General features: G+C 64.0%; 17 protein-coding genes. 10 read left to right on the plus strand and 7 right to left on the minus strand.

Annotation, left to right across the window (positions count from 1 at the left end):
- Positions 1-35 precede the first annotated feature (35 nt).
- The 5 genes from AC0L3P_RS25360 (at position 36) to AC0L3P_RS25380 (ending at position 5,455) form a co-directional block, all read left to right on the plus strand.
- Complete coding sequence (locus AC0L3P_RS25360; protein WP_027566533.1) at positions 36-1,145, plus strand: S-(hydroxymethyl)glutathione dehydrogenase/class III alcohol dehydrogenase; 1,110 nt, start codon at positions 36-38, stop codon at positions 1,143-1,145.
- Positions 1,146-1,179: 34 nt separating this feature from the next.
- Positions 1,180-1,743: an S-(hydroxymethyl)glutathione synthase gene (gene gfa / locus AC0L3P_RS25365; RefSeq protein WP_275173223.1), complete on the plus strand. Its 564-nt coding sequence runs from the start codon at positions 1,180-1,182 to the stop codon at positions 1,741-1,743.
- A gap of 627 nt (positions 1,744-2,370) precedes the next feature.
- The gene (locus AC0L3P_RS25370) at positions 2,371-2,823 is read left to right on the plus strand and encodes a (2Fe-2S)-binding protein (RefSeq protein ID WP_007612984.1); all 453 of its coding nucleotides are present in this window, start codon (positions 2,371-2,373) and stop codon (positions 2,821-2,823) included.
- Position 2,824: 1 nt separating this feature from the next.
- Complete coding sequence (locus tag AC0L3P_RS25375) at positions 2,825-5,137, plus strand: xanthine dehydrogenase family protein molybdopterin-binding subunit (protein ID WP_354065542.1); 2,313 nt, start codon at positions 2,825-2,827, stop codon at positions 5,135-5,137.
- Between the two features lie 57 nt (positions 5,138-5,194).
- Entirely contained in the window at positions 5,195-5,455 is a 261-nt protein-coding gene (locus tag AC0L3P_RS25380) for a hypothetical protein (RefSeq protein ID WP_275173227.1), read from the plus strand.
- A gap of 222 nt (positions 5,456-5,677) precedes the next feature.
- On the opposite strand, the gene AC0L3P_RS25385 is transcribed toward AC0L3P_RS25380, so the two are convergent.
- From AC0L3P_RS25385 to AC0L3P_RS25405, 5 genes are all read right to left on the minus strand, one after another.
- A complete protein-coding gene (locus tag AC0L3P_RS25385) occupies positions 5,678-7,417 on the minus strand; it encodes a methanol/ethanol family PQQ-dependent dehydrogenase (RefSeq protein WP_473306038.1) in 1,740 nt (579 codons plus the stop codon).
- 114 nt (positions 7,418-7,531) lie between these two features.
- A complete protein-coding gene (locus AC0L3P_RS25390; RefSeq protein WP_275173230.1) occupies positions 7,532-8,185 on the minus strand; it encodes a QcrA and Rieske domain-containing protein in 654 nt (217 codons plus the stop codon).
- A gap of 266 nt (positions 8,186-8,451) precedes the next feature.
- Positions 8,452-8,916: a group III truncated hemoglobin gene (locus tag AC0L3P_RS25395; protein WP_473306041.1), complete on the minus strand. Its 465-nt coding sequence runs from the start codon at positions 8,914-8,916 to the stop codon at positions 8,452-8,454.
- Positions 8,917-9,053: 137 nt separating this feature from the next.
- The gene (locus AC0L3P_RS25400) at positions 9,054-9,905 is read right to left on the minus strand and encodes a 3-hydroxybutyryl-CoA dehydrogenase (RefSeq protein WP_275173234.1); all 852 of its coding nucleotides are present in this window, start codon (positions 9,903-9,905) and stop codon (positions 9,054-9,056) included.
- A 241-nt stretch (positions 9,906-10,146) separates the two neighbouring features.
- Complete coding sequence (locus AC0L3P_RS25405) at positions 10,147-11,625, minus strand: FAD-binding oxidoreductase (RefSeq protein WP_473306045.1); 1,479 nt, start codon at positions 11,623-11,625, stop codon at positions 10,147-10,149.
- 223 nt (positions 11,626-11,848) lie between these two features.
- On the opposite strand from AC0L3P_RS25405, the gene hisC reads away from it, so the two are divergent.
- Positions 11,849-12,901: a histidinol-phosphate transaminase gene (hisC, locus tag AC0L3P_RS25410; RefSeq protein WP_473306047.1), complete on the plus strand. Its 1,053-nt coding sequence runs from the start codon at positions 11,849-11,851 to the stop codon at positions 12,899-12,901.
- Between the two features lie 222 nt (positions 12,902-13,123).
- Positions 13,124-13,822, plus strand: a complete 699-nt coding sequence (locus tag AC0L3P_RS25415; protein ID WP_354065526.1) for an ABC transporter permease — start codon at positions 13,124-13,126, stop codon at positions 13,820-13,822.
- Here AC0L3P_RS25415 and AC0L3P_RS25420 read toward each other — a convergent pair.
- Positions 13,796-14,605, minus strand: a complete 810-nt coding sequence (locus AC0L3P_RS25420; protein ID WP_354065524.1) for an ABC transporter substrate-binding protein — start codon at positions 14,603-14,605, stop codon at positions 13,796-13,798. The two genes, AC0L3P_RS25415 and AC0L3P_RS25420, sit on opposite strands and share 27 nt — an antisense overlap.
- Before the next feature lie 171 nt (positions 14,606-14,776).
- On the opposite strand from AC0L3P_RS25420, the gene AC0L3P_RS25425 reads away from it, so the two are divergent.
- The 3 genes from AC0L3P_RS25425 (at position 14,777) to AC0L3P_RS25435 (ending at position 16,803) form a co-directional block, all read left to right on the plus strand.
- A complete protein-coding gene (locus tag AC0L3P_RS25425) occupies positions 14,777-15,067 on the plus strand; it encodes a hypothetical protein (protein ID WP_354065522.1) in 291 nt (96 codons plus the stop codon).
- A gap of 319 nt (positions 15,068-15,386) precedes the next feature.
- Complete coding sequence (locus AC0L3P_RS25430) at positions 15,387-16,466, plus strand: hypothetical protein (RefSeq protein ID WP_354065520.1); 1,080 nt, start codon at positions 15,387-15,389, stop codon at positions 16,464-16,466.
- Between the two features lie 64 nt (positions 16,467-16,530).
- Positions 16,531-16,803 (plus strand): Plug domain-containing protein, encoded by a 273-nt coding sequence (locus AC0L3P_RS25435; protein ID WP_275173244.1) that lies wholly within the window; start codon positions 16,531-16,533, stop codon positions 16,801-16,803.
- Positions 16,804-16,814: 11 nt separating this feature from the next.
- On the opposite strand, the gene AC0L3P_RS25440 is transcribed toward AC0L3P_RS25435, so the two are convergent.
- The gene (locus tag AC0L3P_RS25440) at positions 16,815-18,131 is read right to left on the minus strand and encodes an alpha/beta hydrolase (protein ID WP_473306051.1); all 1,317 of its coding nucleotides are present in this window, start codon (positions 18,129-18,131) and stop codon (positions 16,815-16,817) included.
- Between the last annotated feature and the right edge of the window lie 131 nt (positions 18,132-18,262).

Genomic DNA, 18,262 nt, shown 5'->3' on the forward strand with positions numbered 1-18,262 from the left:
TTCTTGGCGCCCTGCTGGAATTTGAGGAGTTTAAGATGAAGACACGTGCCGCCGTCGCTTTCGAAGCCAAGAAGCCGCTCGAGATCGTCGAAGTCGATCTGGAAGGACCGAAGGTTGGCGAAGTCCTGGTCGAGATCAAGGCGACGGGCATCTGCCATACCGACGCCTACACGCTCGACGGCTTCGACAGCGAGGGAATCTTCCCGTCGATCCTGGGCCATGAGGGCGCGGGCATCATCCGCGAGATCGGTCCTGGCGTGACCTCGGTGAAGCCGGGCGACCACGTCATCCCGCTCTACACGCCGGAATGCCGGCAATGCAAAAGCTGCCTCAGCCAGAAGACCAATCTCTGCACCGCGATCCGCGCGACGCAGGGCAAGGGCGTGATGCCCGACGGCACCAGCCGCTTCTCCTACAAGGGCAAGCCGATCTACCACTACATGGGCTGCTCGACCTTCTCGAACTTCACCGTGCTGCCGGAGATCGCGGTCGCCAAGATCCGCGAGGACGCGCCGTTCGACAAGAGCTGCTACATCGGCTGCGGCGTCACCACCGGCGTCGGCGCCGTCGTCAACACCGCCAAGGTCGAGCCGGGCTCCAACGTGGTCGTGTTCGGCCTCGGCGGCATCGGCCTGAACGTGATCCAGGGCGCCAAGATGGCTGGCGCGGACAAGATCATCGGCGTCGACATCAACGATTCCAAGGAGGAATGGGGACGCCGGTTCGGCATGACCGATTTCGTCAATCCCAAGAAGATCACCGGCGACATCGTCCCGCATCTCGTGACCCTGACGGACGGAGGCGCCGACTACACCTTCGACTGCACCGGCAACACCACAGTGATGCGCCAGGCGCTCGAAGCCTGCCATCGCGGCTGGGGCACCTCGATCATCATCGGCGTTGCCGAATCCGGCAAGGAGATCGCTACCCGCCCGTTCCAGCTCGTCACCGGGCGAAACTGGCGCGGCACCGCCTTCGGCGGCGCGCGGGGCCGCACCGACGTGCCGAAGATTGTCGACTGGTACATGAACGGAAAGATCCAGATCGACCCGATGATTACCCACACGCTCAAGCTCGAAGACATCAACAAGGGCTTCGACCTGATGCATGAGGGCAAATCGATCCGTTCAGTCGTCGTGTTCTAGCTCGAAAAGCGTCACCCCCAAGGAGGATCGACCCATGACTGTTGCACTCCATCCCTCGATCGATAACGGCCTCAAACAGGGCAGCGGCAGCTTCGCCGGCGGCACGCTCGCCTGCAAATGCAGCGACCATCAGGTCAAGGTCGCCGTCAAGGGCGACGTCGCGCACAACCACGCCTGTGGCTGTACCAAGTGCTGGAAGCCGCAAGGCGCGAATTTCTCCGTCGTCGCTGTGGTACCGCGTCAGAACGTCACCGTGCTCGAGAACGGCGACAAGCTCCAGATCGTCGATCCATCGGCGGTGATCCAGCGCTACGCCTGCAAGGCCTGCGGCACGCACATGTACGGCCGCATCGAGAACAAGGGCCACCCGTTCTACGGCCTCGACTTCATCCACCCCGAACTGTTCCAGGAGCAGGGTTCGCAGGCGCCGCAATTCGCCGCCTTCGTCTCGTCGGTGATCGAATCGGGCGTGAAGCCGGAGCAGATGGGCGGAATACGGGCTCGGTTCAAGGAACTTGGACTTGAGCCCTATGACTGCTTGTCGCCGGCGCTGATGGACGCGATCGCGACGCACGTGGCGAAAGCCAAAGCCGCCTAAGCAAAGGCCGCCTGACGTTTGCCACGCCCCGCCCGTTCGCTGGTTCCACCACAGCCAGCGCGCGGACGGAGCCGGCCTCGGGACCATCGCGGCGATGCCGCCGCTTCTGAACTGCGCTTGTGTGAGGGCCGTCAGCTCCCTCAGTCCTGGTCTCTGAATGACTGCGCAGGGCCGCCGGCTTCCTGCTTGAAGTCCGCGGCGCCTGCGTTTCTCCCTCCCTCGACTGAGGCATCCTGCTTCGTCCGCACAGGTCTTCTGGCGGACGAAGCTTTTTTCATTATGCCCGTATCGAGAGGCGCGCGGCGTGATCCGGCGCCCTGCTTTTGACAAACCTTCGTTGCAATCTTTTCCCATCGAGAACAGCTGACTCAAGAATACTTGGCTGTGAACGCCAGACTGAAGCGATCCCGCTACGATCGCGACGTGACGATGCCGCGCGAATTCAATAATCAAGAACACGACGGGAGGTATCGAACACATCCGGACATGACATAGGCATTCCTGATTCCTGCCGGGATCTGCCCGCGCGGGATGACCGCTAGAATGCGACGCCGCGCAGCGGGCACTGCACCGACCGGCATCTGGAAAATCTGAAATCAGCAAGCTTATGAAGAGCGAGGGACGATCATGATCAAGGTGAAGATCAATGGCCAGGAACAGAGCTGGGACGGCGACCCGGATCTCCCGCTACTCTGGTTCCTGCGCGACGAGGCCGGGCTGACCGGCACCAAGTTCGGCTGTGGCCAGGCCCTGTGCGGCGCCTGCACCGTCATCGTCGACAAGGAAGCCGTGCGCGCCTGCATCACGTCGATCAACGACGTCGCCGGCCGCGAGGTCACGACGATCGAAGGACTGCATCCGAACGGCGATCACCCGGTGCAGAAGGCCTGGCGCCAGGTCAACGTTCCCCAATGCGGCTTCTGCCAGGCAGGCCAGATCATGCAGGCGGCTGCGCTGCTGATGGACAATCCAAAGCCGTCGCACGACCAGATCCGCGAAGCGATGTCCGGCAACATCTGCCGCTGCGGCTGCTACCAGCGCATCGAGAATGCGGTCCATCTCGCATCGACGGGAGTGTGACATGAATTTCATCGACAACCCCAAGAAGCTGCGTGGCTTCGAGAAGAACATCAAGGTCGAGAAGGTTTCGCGCCGCAGCATCTTGAAGGGGCTCGGCATCACCGGCGGCTTCGTGCTCGCGGCGCCCGTGATGTCACGCCAGGCGTTCGCCTACGAGACCGGCGCCGGCAAGATGCCGCACGGCGTCGTGGTCGATCCGCGCGTGTTCGTCGCGGTCGCACCCGACGGCACTGTCACCATCCTCGCCCACCGCGCCGAGATGGGCACCGGCGTGCGCACCAGCCTGCCGCTGATCGTGGCCGAGGAGATGGAAGCCGACTGGTCCCGGGTCAAGGTGGAACAGGCCCATGGCGACGAGGTCAAATTCGGCAACCAAGACACCGACGGCTCGCGCAGCACGCGGCATTATTTGATGCCGATGCGCCAGATCGGTGCCTCCGCCCGCACCATGCTCGAGCAAGCCGCCGCGAAACGCTGGGGTGTGCCGGCCACCGAGGTCAAGGCCGTCAATCACGAAGTCGTCCACAGCGCGACGAGCCGCAAGCTCGGTTTCGGCGAACTCGCAGCCGACGCCGCCAAGGAATCGGTGCCGAGCATCGAAGGGCTCAAGCTGAAGGACCCCAAGGACTTCCGCTATCTCGGCAAGGGCCAGATCGGCATCGTCGATCTCCACGACATCACCACCGGCAAGGCGCGTTACGGTGCCGACGTGCGGCTGCCTGGCATGAAGTATGCTGTGATCGCGCGCCCGCCGGTAACAGGCGGCAAGCTGGTCAAGTTCGATCCGGACGCGGCGTTGAAGGTCCCCGGCGTCGAGAAGGTGATGCAGGTGCGCGGCTGGCCGTGGCCGTCGAAATTCCAACCGCTCGGCGGCGTTGCCGTGATCGCGCGCAACACCGGCGCGGCGATCAAGGGCCGCGACGCGCTGAAGCTGACCTGGGACGACGGCGCCAACGGCAAATACGACTCCGTCGCCTACCGCAAGGAGCTCGAGGAGGCCTCACGCAAGCCGGGCCTTGTTGTGCGCCAGGAAGGCGACGCCGAGGCTGCTCTGAAGGGCGCCGACAAGGTCGTCGTCGGCGAATATTATCTGCCGCATCTCGCCCATGTCAGCATGGAGCCGCCGGTGGCGGTCGCCGACGTCAAGGGTGACAAGGCGGAGATATGGGCGCCGGTGCAGAGCCCGGGCGGTACGCGCGAGGACGTCGCGAAGACGCTCGGCATTCCCGAGGGCAATGTCACCGTCAACGTCACGCTGCTCGGCGGCGGCTTCGGCCGCAAGTCGAAATGCGACTTTGCGCTGGAGGCCGCGCTGCTGTCGAAGGAGCTCGGCGTACCTGTCAAGGTGCAGTGGACGCGCGAGGACGACGTCCGCCACGATTTCCTGCACACGGTCTCCGTGGAACGGATCGAGGCGGGGCTCGACAAGAGTGGCAAGGTGATCGCCTGGCGCCACCGCAGCGTCGCCCCGACCATCGCTTCGACGTTCGCCGCGGGTGCCAAGAACGAGGCCCCCTTCGAACTCGGCATGGGCTTGGTCGACATGCCGTTCGAGATCGCCAACATCTCCTGCGAGAACCCGGAGGCCGCGGCGTTCACCCGCATCGGCTGGTTCCGCTCGGTCTCGAACATCCCGCGCGCCTTCGCGGTGCAGTCGATGGTGGGCGAGATCGCCCATGCGACCGGCCGCGACCAGAAGGAGACGCTGCTCGCGCTGATCGGCAGCCCGCGCATCGTCAAGCCTGCTGTGAAGGACATGTGGAACTACGGCGAGCCCTTGGACAGCTATCCGATCGACACCGCGCGCCTGCGCAAGGTGGTCGAGCTGGTCGCCGAGAAGGGCGAATGGGGCCGTCAGGTGCCGAAGGGCCATGGCCTCGGCATCGCCGTGCACCGCAGCTTCGTCAGCTATATCGCGACCATCGTCGAGGTGGCCGTCGACGACAAGGGCAAGCTGACGGTGCCGCGGGTGGACACCGCCATCGACTGCGGCACTTATGTCAACCCCGAGCGCATCGCCTCGCAAATCGAGGGTGCTGCAATCATGGGCCTGAGCCTCGCCAAATACGGCGAGATCACCTTCAAGGACGGCAAGGTGCAGCAGAAGAACTTCGACGACTTCCAGGTGCTCAGGATGGATGAATCTCCTGTGGTGACCAACGTCTACATCGTGCCGCCCGGACCCGACACGCCGCCGAGCGGCGTGGGCGAGCCCGGTGTCCCGCCATTCGCGCCGGCGCTGATGAACGCCATCTTCGCCGCGACCGGAAAACGCATCCGCAGCCTGCCGCTTGGCAAGCAATTGGAAGCATAAAGGCGGGAACACAAGGCGGCCTCGCGCCGTTTGCATCGATCTGACAGGAGCAGATCGATGACCAACATCTCAAGGGCGCTCGCAGTCTCGTTGCTGTCGGGCGCCTTTCTTTTGACGGCCACTGGCGCATACGCCCAGAGCAACACCACGCCGCCGACCACGGCGACGCGCCCCAGCACGCCGGACCAGAACTCCCTGCCCAACGCCAATGCCCCGCCCCCTTCCACCACCCAGACCACCGGGCAGCACAATCCCGATCCCAAGGTTCGCGAGATGAACCAGAAGGAAAAGGACAAGGTCGAGCGCGAGGGGAAATAGCGATCTCGCGTTGCGTGCGAGCGCATCGTCGTGGCCGGGCTTGTCCCGGCCGTCTAGGAGCGTTGCTATGACACAAAGACCGTGGATGCCCGGGACAAGCCCGGGCATGACGACTTTCGTGGCGTGGGCAACAATCCCGTCACGCACGCAAAATGCGGCGGACGTTGCCGTCCGCCGCATTTGCCCCCTGACACTCCGCTTCTTTCGATCCGCCAGCGGAGCCTACTTCTTCAGCGCGAACACCCAGATCACGCCGCCCTGCGGCACGTTAGCTTCGATCCCGATATTGTTGGTCACGAGTGCATCCTGGATGCGCTGCGCATCCACGCCCCATCCCGATTGAATCGCGATGTATTGCGTACCGTCGATCTCATAGGACACCGGCATACCCATGATGCCGGAGTTGGTCTTCTGCTCCCACAGCAGTTCGCCACTCTTGGCGTTGAAGGCGCGGAAGTTGCGGTCGTTGGTGCCGCCCACGAAGACGAGATCGCCCGCGGTCGCCGTCACTGAGCCGAACAGCTGCGACTTGGGGAAGTTGTGTTGCCACATCTTCTTGCCCGTGACGGGATCCCAGGCCTGGAGCTCGCCGAAATGATCGGCACCCGGCTTCGTCTTCAGGCCAATGTCCTCCGGCTTGGTGCCGAGCCAGAGCTCGCCGGGCTTGAGCGGAACCTTCTCGCCGGTGAACCCGCCGCAGAAATTCTCGTTGGCGGGCACGTAGACGAGGCCGGTCTTCTGGCTGTAGGCCGCCGACGGCCAATCCTTGCCGCCCCACAGCGACGGACAGAATTCCACGCGCTTGCCGACCATCGGCTTGTGCGCGGGATCGACGATCGGCCTGCCGCTCTCGGCGTCGATGCCCTTCCAGACGTCGGTGGAGACGAACGGCCAGCCGGCAACGTAGTTGATCTTGGTCGGCGTGCGCTCGAGTATCCAGAAGATCGCATCGCGTCCCGGATGGACCAGGCTCTTGATGTTGCGACCGTCGCGTTGCAGGTCGATCAACATCGGCGCTTCGACCTCGTCCCAGTCCCAGGAATCGTTCTGGTGATACTGGTGATAGGTCTTGATCTTGCCGGTGTTCGGATCGAGCGCGAGCACCGAGGAGGTATAGAGATTATCGCCGGGATGCATCTCGCCGGGCCACGGCGCTGCGTTGCCGACCCCCCAATAAATCGTCTTGGTCTCCTTGTCGTAATTGCCGGTCATCCAGGCCGAGCCGCCGCCGTTCTTCCAGTCGTCGCCCTGCCAGGTATCGTGGCCGGGCTCGCCTTCGCCCGGAATGGTATAGGTCCGCCACAGCTCCTTGCCGTCCTTGGCATCATAGGCGGCGACATAGCCGCGCACGCCGAACTCGCCGCCGGAGCCGCCAACGATGACCTTGCCGTCGATGATCAGCGGCATCAGGGTCATGTACTGGCCCTTCTTGTAGTCCTGCACCTTGGTGTCCCACACCACCTTGCCGGTCTTGGCGTCGAGCGCGACGACATGGTCGTCGGTGGTGGCGAGATAGAGCTTGTCCTCCCACAGGCCGACGCCGCGGCTGGTCGGATGCAACTGGAACAGATCGTCGGGGAGCTGCCGCTTGTAGCGCCAATATTCGTCGCCGGTCTTGGCGTTCAGCGCGATCACCTGCCCCATCGGGGTCGCCACGAACATCACGCCGTTGTTGACGATCGGCGGCGCTTCGTGACCTTCGACCACGCCGGTCGCGAAGGTCCAGACCGGCGTCAGGTTCTTCACGTTGGAGGCGTTGATCTGGTCGAGCGGGCTGTAGCCCTGCCCGTCATAGGTCCGCCGGTAAAGCATCCAATTGGCGGGCTCCGGATTTTCCAATCGCTGCGCGGTGACCGGAGAATAATTCTCGATCGGGCCTGATACGGCGGCGGTCGAGGCAAGAGTCGATGCAAGACATGTGAAGGCGACGAAGCCGGACAGTAACCACTGCTTCCTGGTCATGGCGTTCCCCTTTTTCATCCGTTTGAATTCTTGTTTGAATTCTTGTCGTTCGTCCCGTCGTCCGCCCATCGGCGGATGCGGTCTCTCGTGACGCGGGCACAACCCGCACGCCCATCATCCCGGCTGCGCGCCACCTACCTTTCCGATGAAGTTTCCGGCGACGCTGAGCGAGCCGTCAGCCAGCGTCAGCGGCAGCGCAGCGAGCCGTCGCGGCGCCGGCCCAAATACGACCTGCGCGCCCGCGCGAGGATCGTATTCGGAGTTGTGGCACATGCATTTGAGCACTTCCTTGTCGCCGACATCGCTCTTCACCCAGGCTGTGACGGGACAGCCGGCATGCGAGCAGATTGCCGAATAGGCGATGATGCCGTCGACGGCGCGCGCTTTCGTCTGCTCGTCGAGCTCGGCGGGGTCGAGCCGGATGATCAGGATCTCGTTGAGGCGCGAGGCGCTGCGCACGACCGATGTCTTCGGATCTTTCGGCCAGGCATGCACCGGCGGTCCGCCGGCCGACAGAGCGGCCGCGGTGACGGGCTTCCCCTCCTGGTCGCCTTCGGAGAATACGAGCAGATCGCCTTTCTGAGGCCGCTCGTCGGAGCCGGGCGCATCCTCGCCCGCGTGGACCTGCGTGGAACAGGCGAGACACGCCGTGGTGGCCAGCGCACTCATCAGGAGCGTCCGCCGAGTTTGCTCCCTGCAAGCGTCAGCTTCGGATTCCGCAGTGTTGTCGGAGGGTGAAGAGGATGTGTTGAACGATGCACGCGACATGCGTGCAAGCAGGCGCTGGAACTCTGCCGAAAAAAAGGCAGAGATTTTTTCCCGCAGTGCATCAATACAGCTTTGCTCGCACTGATTGAACGCGAACACGCGCATTTGCGCGCATATTTTGAATTGCAACATCACGCTACGCGACCGGCATGATGATTTTGCAGATCAGGTCAATGCTGTCGGTATTGGTGCAATGCGCCGACGCTCGGCGCGATCGTAGCGAGATCAGTGCGGCTTGCGCATTTCTCAGGCAGGCATTCTGTATTCTAGGAGCGGAGCACGTGACGCGGCGAAGCGATGCGCCCGGCCAAGGTCGCCGACGCCATCTCGAAGCTGTCGGCGATGCGGCGCGCCTTGTCGATGAACAGGGCGGCTGCCTGCGACGGGCAGACCTCGCGCGCGGTCTGTTCGAACAGATCGAGCCAGCGGTCGAAATGATCCCCAACGAGGCTCAACGGCATATGCGCCCGCATGGGCGAACCATGGTAGCGGCCGCTCATCAGCACGACCGACGACCAGAAATCCCGGAGCTTGGCCAGATGCTCGTCCCAATTCTGCACGACCGCGAACACCGGCCCCAACAGCTCATCCTCGCGCACGCGCCCGTAAAAGCGGGTGACGAGTTCCCCGATCATCTCTTCGGTGATCCCCGTGCGCTCGATTGCATCCTGGGTCAGCAAATTCCGCCGCGCGGTCGCAGCCTCGCGCTCGGCCTTCAGTCGATCCGACATGTCCCTTGTTATCCGTTCCGTTGTTCCCGCAGGCCGCCCGTTCGACATTGTCAGGCCGATTGCGCGCGGCGTCTTTGTCGCAGCGCAAATCGCGGGGTCTGGCGGCGAGCACTCAAGGCCCGCCGCCCGCGCCATTGTCAGGCGCTGTAGGTGTAAAAGCCCTGCCCCGTCTTGCGGCCGAGATGGCCGGCGTCGACCATTTCCCTGAGCAAGGGGGCTGGACGGTATTTGGGGTCGTTGAAGCCTTTGTAAAAGACCTCCATCACCGACAACATGGTGTCGAGCCCGACGAGATCGGCGAGCGCCAGCGGCCCGATCGGATGGTTGCAGCCGAGCTTCATGCCGGCATCGATCTCTTCCGCCGTCGCAATCCCTTCCTGAAGCGCGAAGATCGCCTCGTTGATCATCGGGCACAGGATGCGGTTGACGGCGAAGCCGGGGCTGTTCTTGGCCGTGATCGCCACCTTGCCGACGCGCTTGGCGAAATCGAGCGACTTGGCGTGGGTGTCGTCGGAGGTCTGCAGGCCGCGGATCAGCTCCAGCAGCGCCATCACCGGAACCGGATTGAAGAAGTGCATGCCGATGAAGCGGTCGGGGCGGTCGGTCGCCGCGGCGAGCTTCGTGATCGAGATCGACGAGGTGTTCGTGGCGAGCAGCGTGCGCGGCGACAGCGTCGCACAGAGATCCTTCAGGATCTTGACCTTGAGTTCCTCGTTCTCGGTCGCGGCCTCGATGACGAGGTCACAGTCGACGAGCTTGGCGCGGTCGGTGGTGCCGGTGATGCGCTTGAGCGTGGCGTCGCGATCGCCCGCCGACATCTTCTCCTTTTTGACCAGACGCTCGAGGCTGCCGCCGACCGTCGAAATGCCGCGGTTCACCGCCGCATCGGAAATATCGACCATCACGACCGAAAGCCCGGCCGCGGCACAAATCTGCGCGATGCCGTTGCCCATTGTCCCTGCCCCGATGATGCCAACGGTTTGGATCATTGCCTCAAATCCTTCATCCTTGCGGACGTGCCATACCGGCCCCGTCCCATTGTTCCTGGATCAGGGTCTAACACCGCCCCCGGCCGGGTGCGACCCGATCCTGTCCTTCCTTAAAGCATCCAAGGCGGGAATAAAGCCGCCTTCCGGTCGCGAAACGGCATGATTTCGCGCCCCGGCCCGTTTGGCCCGGCCTATCTGCGGCATCCCTTGCCCCGGGAGCCGGGCTCGCGGCGGTAACGGCTTAACCGAGACGAAGCACCTTGCCCGGATTCATGATGTTCTTGGGATCGAGCGCCCGCTTGATCGTGCGCATGATGTCGAGCTCGGTCCGGGAGCGATAGTGCTGGAGCTCGTCGAGCTTCTCGATGCCGATGCCATGTTCCGCCGAGATCGAGCCGCCCATCGAGGTGATGAGGTCGTTGACGGCCCGTGTGATCGCCGCGGAATACTGGGAGAGCGTATCGCGGTCCATGCCCTTCGGGCCCATGAAGGAGAAGTGTACGTTGCCGTCTCCGATGTGGCCGAGCGGATAGGGGCGGATCGCGGGCAAGATTGCGAGCACGGCCTCGAGACCGCTGTCGATAAACTCGGGAATCCTGGAGACCGCGACCGACACGTCGTAGCTCAAGCCCGGACCTTCGGTGCGCGATGCCTCGGCGACAGCCTCGCGAATCCGCCACATGTTGCGCGACTGCGCTTCGGTTTGCGCGATCACCGCATCCAGCACCCGGCCCGCCTCGAGTTGGTCGGCCAGGAACTGCTCCATCCTGTCCGACATGCCCGTGCCGCCGTCCTGCCGTGGCCGGGCCGACGACCATTCGAGAAGGAGATACCATTCGGTCTGAGCCTTGAGAGGATCCTGGGTGCCGGGAATGTGGCGCAGCACCATGTCGGTGCACGCACGGCTGATGAGCTCACAGGAGCCGACATTGTCATCGGAAGCGGCATGCGCCTGCGACAGCAGGTCGATGGCGGCCTTGGGATCGCGAATCGCGAGCCACGCCGTGCACACGTCTTTCGGCGCCGGCCAGAGTTTCAGCACCGCCTTGGTGATGATGCCGAGCGTCCCTTCGGCGCCCATGAACAGATGCTTGAGATCATAGCCGGTGTTGTCCTTCTTGAGTGCGCGCAGGCCGTCCCAGACATCGCCGTTAGCCAGCACGACTTCGAGACCCAACACCAGATTTCGCGCATTGCCATAACGCAGCACCTGCACGCCGCCGGCATTGGTGGACAGATTGCCTCCGATCATGCACGAGCCCTGAGCACCCAGGCTGAGCGGAAAGAGGCGATCGTGGCGCGCAGCTGTGTCCTGAAGCGTCTCGAGGATGCAGCCTGCCTCCACGGTCATGGTGTAGCCGACCGGATCGACATCCAGCACCTGGTTCATGCGACCGAGCGACAGCACGATGCCGCGGTGCATGGGCCACGGCGTGGCACCGCCCATCAGGCCGGTGTTGCCACCTTGCGGAACGATGGCAATGCCGTTGTTGTAGCAGAGCTTGACGACAGCGGAGACTTCCGCGGTGCTGGCCGGACGCACGACCGCCGCGGCCTGCCCCGCCAGTTCGCCGCGCCAGTCGGTCACGAAGGGTTGTTTGTCTTGCTCATCCAGGATCAGGCCTTTGTCGCCGACGATGGTCCGCAAGCGGTCGAGAACGGCTGACGTCACGGGCGCGGTCGGAATCGAAGGAGCGGTGGGAAGGGCTGCACCCGGCATGTGTTCCTCTCTTTTTGGCCGTTCAGCGCCTTGGGGCGCGCCAGCCTTCGTTCTTGTTTTCATTCTGGGCGGTGGTGCGACGACCCTAGCATAGGGGTCGCGCTTGCGGGAACGTCCCCGGCAGTAAGCCTCGTGCGGATTTGCCCGGAATGCTGAACGCAGGTGCACTTCCGCCGAGCTCCCGCATACCCTACTGTGCCCGATCAAATTCGGATTGGAGATCATGAGCCGTTTCTGGAGTCCGGTCGTCCACACGCTTTCGCCCTACGTTCCCGGGGAGCAGCCGAAGCAGGACGGCATCGTCAAGCTCAATACCAATGAGAACCCCTACCCGCCCTCGCCGCGCGTGCTGGCGGCGATCGCATCGGCCGCGGAGCGGCTGCGCCTTTATCCCGATCCGCGCGCAACGCGCCTGCGCGAGGCGATCGCGGCCCATTGCGATGTGGCGCCCGAGCAAGTGTTCGTCGGCAACGGCTCCGACGAGGTTCTGGCCCACACCTTCCAGGCTCTTCTGAAGCACGACATGCCGCTTCTATTCCCCGACGTCACCTACAGCTTCTACCCGGTCTATTGCGGCCTCTATGGCATAGCGCATGACGAGGTGCCGCTCGATGCTGCGATGAGGATCGATATCTCCGACTACAGGCGACCATCGAGCGTCACCCTCCTCTGTAATCCGAACGCTCCTACCGGCATCGCGCTTCAGCGCGACGCAATCGCATCGCTGCTGGCCGAACAACCGGACCGGCTGGTGGTGGTGGACGAGGCCTATGTCGATTTCGGCGCCGAGAGCGCCGTGCCACTGGTTGCACGCCACGACAATCTGCTGGTCATCCAGACCTTCTCGAAATCGCGCTCGCTCGCTGGCCTGCGGGTTGGTTTTGCCATCGGCCAACGACCGCTGATCGAAGCGCTGGAACGGGTGAAGGACAGCTTCAACTCCTATCCCGTCGATTGCCTCGCGATCGCCGGCGCCGTTGCCGCGATCGAGGACGACGGCTGGTTCAGAGAGACTCGTACCCGTATCATCGCAAGCCGCGAAACCCTGGCCCGTGACCTCAGACAACTCGGCTTCGAGGTGTTGCCGTCGCTCGCCAACTTCGTCTTCGCGCGCCATCGAAACCGGAGCGGAGCCGATCTCGCGGCAGCGCTTCGCCAGCGTGGCGTTCTGGTGCGGCATTTCGGAAAGCCGCGCATCGAGGACTTCCTGCGCATCACGGTCGGAACGGAGGCCGAGTGTGCCCGGCTTGTTGAAGTGCTGCGCGGCTTGATCTGAGCCCCGACGGTCCCTGCATCGGCCAACGTCAAACGATGGGGCCGAACGCCACCTCGTGCCATGCCGCGCGAGGCTTTGATTTCCAGTCAAATTCGGGTTACCAAACCGCTCCGCCGCCGACTTGCACGACGATGCCCTCGGGGAAATATACGTGAAACACCTCCGCAGTCCCGGAATCGACGCACCCGAGACATCGTGGCGGGCGCCGAAGCTTAGGCACGGATGAACGACTTCGCGCGATCCGTCGGCGCCGCATTCACGCTGATCGGCGAGGCCGACGCAGAGCTTCTGGGCATCGTCGGACTGTCGGTGCGTGTCAGCCTGACGGCCAGCATCGTCGCGCTTCTGATCGGGGCGCCGTTGGGGGCGCTGCTTGCGATCACCCGGTTCCGCGGGCGGCAGGTCATCATCGTCCTGACCAATGCCTTGCTTGGTCTTCCGCCGGTCGTGGTGGGGCTCGCCCTTTATCTTCTCCTGTCGCGGTCCGGCCCGTTCGGGGCGGCCGGCCTGTTGTTCACGCCGACGGCCATGGTGATCGCGCAGGCGCTGCTCGCCACACCGATCGTGGTCGCACTGGTGCACCGGCCGGCGAGCCTGCTGTGGGCGGAGTATGGCGACCTGGCGCGGATCGACGGGCTGTCAACGCTGCGCAGGATCGGCTTGCTGTTCGCGCTGGGCCGGACCTCGCTGCTGACGGCTTTTCTCGCGGCCTTCGGGCGCGCGATTGCCGAGGTTGGCGCCATCCTCATCGTTGGTGGCAACATCCGCGGTTTCACGCGCACGATGACGACGGCGATCGCGTTGGAGACCAGCAAGGGCGACCTGCCGCTGGCGCTCGGGCTCGGGCTGATCTTGCTCGCACTCAGCGTCGCAGTGTCGACCGTCGCCTTCCTTCTAGTGGGACGCGTTGGGGAAAAATAGCTGCTCGCCGCCGACCTTATAGCCGGCAATGGCCTCCTGCCCCTTTGAAGAGATCAGCCAGTCGATGAAGGCCTGCCCGTCCCGCGCCTTCACGTTCGCATGCTTGGCTGGATTCACCAGCATGACGCCGTACTGGTTGAACAGCCGCTTGTCGCCTTCGGTCAGGACGGCAAGGTCGCCGCGGTTCTTGAACGACAACCAGGTACCGCGGTCCGACAGCAGATAGGCATTCGACGACGAGGCCATGTTCAGCGCCGGGCCCATGCCCTGGCCGATCTCGCGATACCAGCCGTCTTTGCCGGCACCGAGGTCGATGCCGGCCTCCTTCCACAGCCGCAGCTCGGCCGCGTGCGTGCCGGACTTGTCGCCGCGCGAAATGAACGGCGCCTTCGCGGCGGCGATCTTGCGCAGTGCCTCGGCCACGTCCTTGCCGCCGGCGATCTTCGCGGGATCGCTCTTCGGCCCGACAATGACGAAGTCGTTGTACATGACGTCGAAGCGCTTCACGCCCTCCCCTTCGGATATGAACTTGTCTTCGGCAGGCCTGTCATGGACGAACACGACGTCTGCATCGCCGCGCCGTCCGATGTCGAGCGCCTGGCCCGTGCCGACGGCCACGACCTTCACATCGATGCCTGCGGCCTTCGAGAACAGCGGCAGCAAGTAACCGAACAGCCCCGACTGTTCCGTCGACGTCGTCGAGGCCACGGTGATGGCGCGCTCCTGCGCGATTGCGATCGTGGACCAGAGCAGAACCGCTCCGAGAGTCAGTATCCTTTTCATGCCTCGTCCTTACACCAGATGCCGGATGTTCCAAACTCTACCGTCGATAGAGCCGTACAGGGAACCCTGACAAGCGCCGCAACGCGCCTGGTCATGACTCGCGGCGCTCCCCGGTGAGGAACGTCCGCTCCGCGCGTAAGTTGTGCCCAAGTCAACCCAGGAGGAAACCAGATGAAGAAGCTCATTTTGGCATCCGCGTGCATCATGGCGCTGGCGACCGGCGGCGCCACCGCGCAGACACAACCCGCCCCCGGCGCATCCGGCCAGGGCGACGTTGGCCCCTCGTCGCGGGGCCCCGCGACCAAGGGCATGACGACCGGCACGTCGTCGAACATGCAGAACGAGGCCGCCGACAGCAAGGGCAAGCAGACTCCGTCGGCCGGTGGCACCAACACGAACAACATGGGTAGCCAGGCCGGCGGCGGCGCAGGCTCCGGCTCCGGCTCCGGCGCCGGAAAGTAGGCCGGTATCGATTGAAAATCCTGGAGAGGGGGCGATCGTCCCCTCTCCAGAAGCCTACGTACGTGCCGTCAAAGCTTGTCGACGTCATGTGCGGAGGTGTTGGTGTCGAACGAAGCGTATTGGCGGGGCCGCACCTTGCTTACAGTCACGCCGGCAAAATCGCAGCCGCGCGCTCTGAAAGCGCGGATGTTCTGCAATTGGTCCCACCCACATTGACATCAGTGTGACAGCCGGGGATTTTTACATTGCTGGCGAATCAGCGATGGCCTCAAGCCGAGTACCTCTTGGACAACTCCCTGTGCTTTCGAGACTGATATCGTTGCTGCGCCGCATCCCCGCGGTGAAATGGGCGTTCACCCGGCTTCGCCCCGCGCCGCATGGCGGCAGCATCGACGTCGCGCCTGATGCCGTAGACGCCTCACCCGCCATTGTTGCCGAAATTGCACAAGCCGCCCCGGCTATCGACACTACCATTGGCGCGGATACCTTGAACTCCGACGCGGCGGTCGCGGCTTCAGCCGCCGAAGACGACACCGCCAGCCTTATTATCGCGGAGAGCCCGTCGGAAGCGCCAGCCGATGTCACCGGCAGCGACGAACCATCCCGGGAGACGGGGGCGGACGTCGAGCCCGTCGTTGTGGAGGAAGCGTCGGTCGCGACCATCGACGTCGTGCGCGAGCCGGTCGACGTCCCCGTACTCATCATCAACAGCGATCCATCTCCCGAACTCGCGGCCGACCTTGAGCCTGTTGTCGTGGAGAAGGCCTCGTCTGCCGAGGTCGAGTTGGAGGTCGTCCCGGTCGATGCCCCCGCTCTCGCTGTCAACGAGGAGCATTCCTCTGCCATCGACGTGGATACTTGCTCAACTCTCGACGACACGTGTGTCGCGTTCGCCGATCGCGGCATCTCGCCGGAGCATGTCCCTGAAGACAGCATCGACAGCGATCCGTCCCCCAGCGGCGCGGACGTCCTCGCCGACACGCCCAGCGTCGTCACGGATGTTGCGCCGGAGCCGGCCCTCGTGTCTCCGGCTCCGGACATCCCGAGTGCACCGAAAGCTCGCGCGAAAGCCGCAGAACCCGCCGACCGCGCCGCGCTGATCCGGCAGCGCTGGGCGGAGACCGGGATCAGGATGTGGAATCCCCGCCTCTACGGCGCCGGTGATGCCACGCTGAACATCCAGGGAAGCGTCGGGCTGTTGCCGCCCGGGCTCGGCGAGACGATGCCGCGCTACGACAAGCTGGAATTCCGGATGCTCGGCGGACAGATCGTCTGCGAGGGCGTGATTGTCGAAGCACCCGCGCATGCAAGCCAGCGCAGTTTTACGCGGCTGGCCGAGCCCGGGAAACCCGACCGGGTCCGCGAACCAATGCGGGAACGCCAGGCCGCTCTCGCCTGACCCTTTTTTTCCCTGCGACGACCAGCCCATATGCTAGGCTCACGCCCTGAATTTGGGAGATCGCATGCCCGTAAAATCATTGCGACTGGTCGTGATTGCCGCCCTCTGCGTCTCGCAAGGAGCCTTTGCCGCATCCAGTAAACGGCCGCACCATGCGCCGGCTACCGATCAGGCCTCACCCTACAAAGCCGACCGCCTCTCCTCTTCGCGCGGAGAGACGATCCTCAACACGCCCGGCCAAGCCACCGTGCTGACGCGAGAGATCCTCGACGACAAGCACGCGACGAGCCTCAAGGACGCCATGCGTTCGACCGCCGGCGTGACGATCGGGCGCTAGGCCACTTTCGCTCAGGGGATAGGATAGCCCTTCCAGACCCACTCCAGCGCCGACGGAAGCGTCTGCGCGATCGTGGGGCGGTCGACGTGCTTGGCATTGCGCACGAACAGAAACTGATAGTGGTAGCCCTTCTCGGCCAGCACCTTGGCCATCAGCGCGTTGGAGAGGGTCCAGTCGTGCATGCCGTCGGGGATGGTGGGGTTCGGATAGAACAGGTCCTGGTCGCCGCCGAAGAACCAGAAACGGATCGGCTTGGTCGGCGCAGCGACGATCAGCGGCACGCCGGGCGGCTCGGCCGGCGTGAGCACGCCCGCCTTGGAGATGAGGTTGGGTGTGGCCGGCCCCGTCCATGCGCTGTGATATTCCCAGGCGCCGCCACGTAGCGACGGGTCATGCGGCCATTGCTGGTTGACCATGGTCGGCGAGAACGCCAGCACGCGGCGATAGAGATCGGGATAGAACCACGCCATGGTGAAGGCTGCCACGCCGCTCGAACTCAGCCCCATGGTCGCACGCCCGTCGGGATTTCTGGTCAGCTTGACGTCGGCGTTCTTTTCGACCAGCGGCAGCACTTCACGCTCGACGAACTGCGCGTAGGCGCCTGACACCGCGTCATATTCGCGGCCGCGCTGACTGCCCTGCGCGTCCTGCCCGCCATTGCCGATCTGGATCGCGATCATCGGCGGCACGCGGCGCTGCGCGATCAGATTGTCGAGCGTGACGGCGAGATCCTTGTAGGCGTTCGAGCCGCCGTCGCCGACCACGATGAACGGCGCCTCGCTGCCGCGCACATATTGCGCCGGCACATAGACGTCGATGGTGCGCGACCAGACGCCGGGATGGCTGGTGGTCACGATCATGTGCGACTTGTCATCCGGCGCCGTAACGGTCGTCATAATGGAGGAATTGGTGCAGCCGGCAAGATCGTCGCGGATCAGACCCGGATTGTAGATGGTGCTCTCCTTCGACGACAGCGTGAAGGATTTTGTCGTCCCACGCGGCACGCCCTCCTTCGCGATCGTCTCCGGCGCAGGATTGTGGGTGGGACCGATGATGAAATTGCCCTCGGCACCCGGTGGCGGCAGCGTTCCGTCAGGAAGCTCAGTGGCACGCGGATAGTTGGGATTGGAGGGATCGCGCGTCGGAGGTGTCGTCTTGAAATCGAGACCCGCCGTATCGATAAAGAACGGGCCCGTCTTGTCGACGGTGTTGGCCCCAGGCGGCACCACCATGTTCTGGGTGACGCAGGCCGGCTGCGAGAAGGCAATCGATGTGGAAGAGATGAGGGAAATCAGCGTCCCCGCAACAACGGAGAATGAATTGATCATTTGAGCTCCCGGTGTTGACGAGTCTTTCTGGCTCGCCTTGGCGCAAAGTATGACGAGCCGCCTGCGCGCGGTCAAACCCCAGCCGGCCGCATTGCAGCTATGGCCGCCATGCTCAAATCGGACAGGGAGGG

The sequence above is a fragment of the Bradyrhizobium sp. WSM4874 genome (assembly GCF_055811835.1).